Here is a 6,827-nt window from a genome sequence, read left to right on the forward strand (position 1 = left end):
TGAATAAAAAAGGAGTAGCTTACGCTACTCTTTTTTATGTTTACTTCAGTTTTGATTCAATCAGTCTTTATCCAAACGATGGGCAAACTCTGCGATATCGGTCAAAGCTTGCTTTGCTTCATCAAACCAAGCGCTAAACATTTGGAAGTTATGCCACATACCGGTGTATAACTTAAACTCAACATCTACTCCAGCTGCTTTAGCCTTTTCTTCAAATCGCGTAGAGTCGTCTAACAAAATTTCTTTTGAACCCACCTGAACCAATGTCGGTGGCAATCCTTTGAGATCTCCAAAAATTGGGGAAATTTCGGGAATTGAGACATCTACACCTTTAGGAACATAATGATTTATGCCTGCTTCTAAAGCTTCAATTGACAATAAAGCATCATGCTTTTGATTGTAGCGTAGAGATTCACTGGTCAAAGTTAAGTCAAGAAAGGGTGACATTAAAATCAAGCCACTTGGAAGAAGTTTTGGATTTTCTTCTTTTAAACGTAAAGCCAGTGCAAGTGCTAAATTGGCACCACAAGAATCGCCAGATAAAATAATATCTTTCGGTTGAGCACCTTGCTCTACCAATAATTGGTACACATCATAGATTGCTTCTCCGAGATCGGGGAAACGTTGTTCAGGTGAAAGAGGGTAATCGATATGTAGCACTTGCATTTGAGTCCGAAGTGCCATTTCAGTCATCAATGCGCGATGTGTATTTAACGATCCTAAAAAGAATGCGCCACCATGAATGTGAAAAATGAGCTGAGTCGTTTCAGGTTGAGGCAAAATTTCTTCGGCACGAATACCTGCGATTCTTAGTTTGCGAATACTGACATCTTTGGACTGTGGAAAAACACGCGTCATCTGCTCTAAGGCAACACGAAGTACGGTGGGGGGAAGATTAAAGCGACTCGGAAAGCGAAGACTCGTTTTTAAAAAAGACTCTGTTATGTATTGTTTCAAAACCGGATTGATCTTCATTGTTTTTCCATATTAATGAAATTATGTTTATTATCAGCACACAGCATTACAATGGTACACTAAATAGTCACATTCAAAAATTGCTTAAATGTTATCAATTTTTAATAATATTAAAGTCAATTCAGCAAGGGAAACAAAAAACAATGAAAAAAATTGCACTAGCGTTAGGATTACTCGCTTCAGCAGTATTTGCAAATGCTGCAGATCCACTCAATGGTACCGTGTGGAATACGATTGATGAGAAAACTAAAAAAGCTAAAGCTTTTGTAAAATTCACTGAACAGCCAAACGGAACATTGAATGCAACGATTCAGAGTGTTGTCACACCGGGTCAAGAAAATTCATGTACGAACTGTGAAGGTCCCTATCACAAGAAATCTTTAAAAGGTTTAACCATTGTGAAGGGTCTTAAAAATGTAGGTGGAACGAATTACGATGGTGGTTCAATCTTAGACCCACAATCTGGAAAAACTTACAAATTGAAGGGTTCATTGAAAGACGGTGGTCAAAAGCTCGAACTTCGTGGTTTCATCGGCGTATCAGCGCTTGGTCGTAACCAAACTTGGGTACGCGTGAACTAATTTAAGATTCATAAAAAAGCCGAGTAGTTGCTCGGCTTTTTTTATTTCTTATTTCTTTAATGCTTTTATCGCATTCTCATCAAAACCTACTACATAGCCTGATTCAGTAGTGATCACTGGTCTTTTAATAAGGCTCGTATGTGTAGTCAGTGCTTCAATCAAACCCTGTTCAGATGCAAGGGCAATTTGTTGATCTTCCTCAGACAATTTACGCCAAGTCGTTCCCTTTTTATTGAGGACAAGTTCAGCACCAAGATCCTTTAGCCATTTTTGTACTGTTTCAGCATCAATACCTTGTTTCTTATAATCGTGGAACTCATAACTAAGCCCCAACTCATTGAGTAAATCGAATGCTTTTTTCATCGAGTTGCAATTTTTAATGCCGTAAACTTTAATCATCTCTAACAGTCTTATTCATTGTGATCAGTCTAGAGCTTAGCAAAATTTACGCAAAAACATAAATGTGATCAGAATATTTTAAATAGGTTTGAAATCTACAGTGTGGCTTCATGGTGGTTATCAATAAAATGGTGGAAAATTTCTTATCTTAAAATTTGTATTGATCTTTTAAATAGAGAAAACCCGCATTAAATCATCCTGATCATGCGGGTCTCAATTCAACGTCCAATGTCTTCATCCTTGGAAAATAAACCGAAATTTATTTTCTTTTCATCCTACGGCTTCCAATCCCTATTGTCATCCTGACATGTCCCTGTGCCGTGCGACAATAATGCACTGAATTAGTCGGAATAAAAATACGTTAACACGACAAGATTTGTGAGCAATTAGCGTACATTTAGTAAACAGTTGTTCACTCAGTTTGCACGGCACTAAATTTTATAATCGATAATGACAGGGGCATGATCGCTAAACCACGTTTCTTTATATACCCATGCATTCACAGTACGATCTTTCCAATCTGGTGAGCAAGCTTGATAGTCAATCCGCCAACCCACGTTCTTGGCACGGGCTTGTCCTCGGTTTGACCACCATGAATAAAGTTCTGCTTCTTTACGCACTTCACGGAAGGTATCGACATAGCCTAAATCATCATAAATATGATCGAGCCATGCACGTTCATGTGGTAAACAACCTGAAGCTTTTTGATTGCCTGACCAGTTCTTAATATCAATGCGTTTATGTACGATATTGTAGTCACCGCAAACAATCACAGATTTACCTTCATCACGCCATTGTTTCAAGATCTGCTTGTATTCATTTAGGAAGTGATCTTTACGTGCTTGTGCTTCTTCACCAGAAGAACCTGATGGTAAATAGAGTGAGCAAATATGAGCTGTTTTCTCTAAGCCTAGATCAAATTCTGCTGAGATAAAACGACCTTGTGAATCAGCCAATTCAAAACCCAGACCATCGGTAACTGAGATAAACGGCAAACGACTATAGATTGCGGTACCAGCATAGCCAGGACGCTCAGCTGGGAATAGGTGTGTATACCAACCTTCTGGCTTAAATTTATCTGTCCATTGTTCGTGTGTAATACGGGATTCTTGCATGCAAATGACATCGGCATCTGAAGTTGCCATCCAGTCAAAAATTCCTTTTTTTTCTGCAGAACGAAGACCATTTACGTTGATTGATACGACACGTAAAATTTTTTGATCACTAGGATAGCTACTCTTTGGTATCATGCTCGAGTTTAACCTCAATTTAATAAATGGAGCACCTCATGACAGCGCAAGCGGCATTTAATCCACAAGCTTTTATCGAACTGGCATTATCACGTGGTGTGCTTAAATTTGGTGAGTTTACTTTAAAATCAGGTCGTGTGAGTCCTTATTTTTTCAACGCCGGTTTGTTAAATGACGGTGAAGCCTTAACTGGCTTGGCTTCTGGCTATGCAGCAAAATTAACTGAATGTGATAATGTTGAAGTGATTTTTGGCCCTGCGTATAAAGGTATTCCATTTGTCGCTGCAACGGCTGTGGCATTGTCACAAAACCACGGTGTAAGTGTACCTTGGGGCTTCAACCGTAAAGAAGTTAAAGATCACGGTGAGGGGGGGGTTTTAGTTGGTGCTTCAGTTGAAGGTAAAAAGGTATGGATCATTGATGATGTAATCACTGCGGGTACAGCCATTCGTGAAGTTGTGACCATTTTAAAAAATGCAGGCGCGCAAATAGCGGGTGTATTGGTTGCGCTTGACCGTCAAGAAAAAGGTCAGGGTGAATTGTCTGCGATTCAAGAAGTTCAAAAAGAGCTTGAAATTCCTGTGCATGCGCTTATCACAATGAAAGATTTAATGGATTACTTAGATGCTAAAGGCGACAAAGATGCTTTAGCGAAAATGGAAGCGTACCGTGTGAAGTACGGAATCTAAGTCTTATAAAGTTCTACTTAATATTAATGTGAAACATTGCTTAATAAATAAGCGTGGAACTTGAAGAATCTATAAAAAAGCCCAGATCTATAGGTCTGGGTTTTTTATATTGATATAAGTTATTGATTTGTATTTAATAAAAAATCATTTCGCATAAGGTGTATTATGTTAATTTTAGGAAATCTAGATACTCTTTTGATTCACACGCTTTGAAAGCTCTTCTGCACTTTCTACACGTTCAGAGTAACGGTCTGTGAGATATGAGGACTGTCCCCTGGTTAAAAGCGTAAATTTATAAAGTTCTTCCATCACATCGACAATCCTCATGTAATAAGAAGAAGGCTTCATACGACCATCCTCTTCAAACTCTAGAAATGCTTTAGGGACTGAGGACTGATTTGGTATCGTGATCATACGCATCCAACGCCCTAAAATACGTAATTGATTTACAGCATTAAAGGATTGCGAACCTCCACACACTTGCATTACAGCTAAGGTTTTACCTTGCGTTGCACGGATTGCACCCGCTGCTAATGGAATCCAATCAATTTGAGCTTTCAATATCGAACTCATTGAGCCATGACGCTCAGGAGAGCACCACACCATGCCTTCTGACCATGCTAAGAGTTCATGGAGTTCCTTAACCTTTGTATGTTGCATATCACCATCTTCAGGGAGGGGTAGCCCTTTTGGATGGAAGATTTTCACTTCCGCACCAAAATATTCAAGAATTCGACCAGCTTCCTGAACAGCTAAACGGCTATATGATCTATCACGATTTGAGCCATACAAAAGCAGTATTCTTGGTGGATGTTTAAGGTTCTTTGCCTGAACTTTTTCTAAAGTCGGTTTTTCTAAAAGACTAGGATCAATATTTGGTAGGTTCATTCGACTCATGCCTCTTTAAACACTTTTTTTCTAAGCCATAGCGACACTGTCACTAAAGCAATCAATACAGGAACTTCAACAAGCGGACCAATCACGGTTGTGAAAGCTACAGGTGAAGCTAATCCAAAAGTGGCAATCGCTACAGCCAGTGCTAATTCAAAATTGTTGCCTGCCGCAGTAAAGGAAATAGCAGTCGTTTTAGGGTAATCATTGCCCATCCACTTACTCATAAAGAAGCTGATGAAGAACATCGCAACAAAGTAAATTGTCAAAGGAATAGCGATTCTAAGCACGTCTAGAGGAAGGCTAATCACTTCACCACCTTTAAGACTGAACATGGCTACAATCGTGAATAAAAGGGCAATAAGGCTGATTGGGCTAATCTTTGGGATAAATTTATCCTGATACCAAGCCAAACCATTCTTTTTAACCAAAATCAGTCGGGTTAAACACCCAAGTAAGAACGGAATACCTAGATAAATAAGAACAGCATGGGTAATTGTCCAAAAGCTCACATTAATGATTTGTGCTTCTACCCCAAAGAATGGTGGTAAGAAGGTTAAGAATAACCAGGCATAAGTACTAAAGAATAAGATCTGGAAGATACTGTTAAACGCGACTAAGGCAGCGACATATTGATTATCCCCACATGCCAGATCGTTCCAGACGAGGACCATCGCAATACATCGGGCTAAGCCTATGAGAATTAGGCCAGTCATGTATTCAGGATAGGCATGTAAAAAAATGATTGCCAAACCAAACATTAAGCAAGGTGCTATTAGCCAGTTTTGAACGAGAGATAATGTAAGGGTTCGCTTGTCCTCAAAGACTTTAGGCAAAGTCGCATAGTCTACTTTGGCAAGTGGTGGATACATCATCAAAATAAGCCCTATTGCGATAGGGATATTCACTGAATTAATGCTTAATTGATCGAGTACCACAGATGCTTGAGGAAAAAATACACCAATACCTACTCCTAATGCCATGGCAATAAAAATCCATAGCGTTAGATTTCGATCTAAGAATGAGAGCTTTGATCCGGACATTGAATTACTCGCATTGCATAGAGATAGATAAGTTGCTTGCAGGTTTATTCAGTACTTCATCATTTAAGACATTGAGCACTGCATTTACCCATTCTGGTAAATCAGGATTTAATCGGTAATACACCCATTGTCCCTTGCGCTCATCTAGCAAAATTGAGAGGTTACGGAGTAAAGCCAAGTGACGAGAAATTTTGGGTTGGCTCAGTTGTAATATCTCTGTGATTTCACAAACACATACATTTTGTCTTGCTAAAATAATTTTTAAAATATCTAGACGTGTCGGGTCAGATAGGCATTTAAAGAAATCTGCTTGATCCATCATCTACACTCCAATATATGCTATTGCGAATATACGCATATCCATATATAAATGCAATATTACTAAGCTTTGAGTTAATCCAATGTCATCAAAAGTTAAGATCTATCACAACCCTGCTTGCGGAACATCAAGAAATACACTGGCTTTAATTCGAAATACCGGAGAGGAACCTGAAATTATTGAGTATCTTCTCAACCCTCCGAGCAAGAGAGAACTGATTAATTTAATTGAAAAATCAGGTCTTTCTGTACATGAAGCTATTCGTAAAAATGTAGAACCTTTTGAAACTCATAAATTGGATCAGCCACACTGGACAGATGAACAGCTCATTAATTTTATGCTTGAGTATCCAATTTTGATTAATCGTCCATTCGTAGTAACTGAGATCGGTGTAAAACTTTGTAGACCATCTGAACTCGTTTTAGATATTTTATCTGCACCTCAAATAGGTGCTTTTACTAAAGAAGATGGTGAAATAATCATCGATAAAAATGGTAAGCGGATTAAATAAATCCGCCTCATTTAACATAATGGGCGTTATGCGAAATCAAAATGTAAGCCCAAAGTAGAAATGTCCGGTTTCTCCAAAGTAAAAATGTCCGCTTTTAGAATATGCACTTTTGCAATTTTCTTAGCGGACGGTTTGATATGTTGGTGTCTATGTCGGATAAAGAACTTAA

9 protein-coding genes are annotated in these 6,827 nt (G+C 38.6%); 3 read left to right on the plus strand and 6 right to left on the minus strand.

Going from position 1 to position 6,827, the window contains the following annotated elements; all coding sequences use genetic code 11:
- Positions 1–60: 60 nt before the first annotated feature.
- Positions 61–975 carry an alpha/beta hydrolase gene (locus tag FTV32_RS08505; RefSeq protein ID WP_035264694.1) on the minus strand — a complete coding sequence of 305 codons (915 nt, stop codon included), beginning with the start codon at positions 973–975 and terminating at the stop codon, positions 61–63.
- A gap of 143 nt (positions 976–1,118) precedes the next feature.
- Between FTV32_RS08505 and FTV32_RS08510 the strand changes: the two genes are divergently transcribed.
- The gene (locus tag FTV32_RS08510; RefSeq protein ID WP_035264927.1) at positions 1,119–1,556 is read left to right on the plus strand and encodes a DUF2147 domain-containing protein; all 438 of its coding nucleotides are present in this window, start codon (positions 1,119–1,121) and stop codon (positions 1,554–1,556) included.
- Between the two features lie 48 nt (positions 1,557–1,604).
- On the opposite strand, the gene FTV32_RS08515 is transcribed toward FTV32_RS08510, so the two are convergent.
- On the minus strand, positions 1,605–1,955 hold the full coding sequence (locus FTV32_RS08515; protein WP_035264692.1) for a Spx/MgsR family RNA polymerase-binding regulatory protein: 351 nt from the start codon (positions 1,953–1,955) through the stop codon (positions 1,605–1,607).
- A gap of 431 nt (positions 1,956–2,386) precedes the next feature.
- Entirely contained in the window at positions 2,387–3,205 is an 819-nt protein-coding gene (locus FTV32_RS08520) for an exodeoxyribonuclease III (protein ID WP_092766525.1), read from the minus strand.
- 38 nt (positions 3,206–3,243) lie between these two features.
- Between FTV32_RS08520 and pyrE the strand changes: the two genes are divergently transcribed.
- Positions 3,244–3,894, plus strand: coding sequence for an orotate phosphoribosyltransferase (gene pyrE, locus FTV32_RS08525; RefSeq protein ID WP_035264688.1), 651 nt, complete (start codon positions 3,244–3,246; stop codon positions 3,892–3,894).
- A 183-nt stretch (positions 3,895–4,077) separates the two neighbouring features.
- Here pyrE and arsH read toward each other — a convergent pair whose 3' ends face one another.
- Genes arsH through FTV32_RS08540 form a run of 3 tightly spaced genes read right to left on the minus strand, consistent with a single transcriptional unit; the run spans position 4,078 to position 6,147 of the window.
- Positions 4,078–4,782, minus strand: coding sequence for an arsenical resistance protein ArsH (gene arsH, locus FTV32_RS08530; RefSeq protein ID WP_035264925.1), 705 nt, complete (start codon positions 4,780–4,782; stop codon positions 4,078–4,080).
- 5 nt (positions 4,783–4,787) lie between these two features.
- Positions 4,788–5,828, minus strand: coding sequence for an ACR3 family arsenite efflux transporter (arsB, locus tag FTV32_RS08535; RefSeq protein WP_035264685.1), 1,041 nt, complete (start codon positions 5,826–5,828; stop codon positions 4,788–4,790).
- 4 nt (positions 5,829–5,832) lie between these two features.
- Positions 5,833–6,147, minus strand: a complete 315-nt coding sequence (locus FTV32_RS08540; protein ID WP_035264683.1) for a metalloregulator ArsR/SmtB family transcription factor — start codon at positions 6,145–6,147, stop codon at positions 5,833–5,835.
- Positions 6,148–6,229: 82 nt separating this feature from the next.
- Between FTV32_RS08540 and arsC the strand changes: the two genes are divergently transcribed.
- Positions 6,230–6,658, plus strand: coding sequence for an arsenate reductase (glutaredoxin) (gene arsC, locus FTV32_RS08545; RefSeq protein ID WP_035264681.1), 429 nt, complete (start codon positions 6,230–6,232; stop codon positions 6,656–6,658).
- Positions 6,659–6,827: the final 169 nt, after the last annotated feature.

This window comes from Acinetobacter sp. YH16032 (genome assembly GCF_013417345.1).
GTDB lineage: Bacteria > Pseudomonadota > Gammaproteobacteria > Pseudomonadales > Moraxellaceae > Acinetobacter.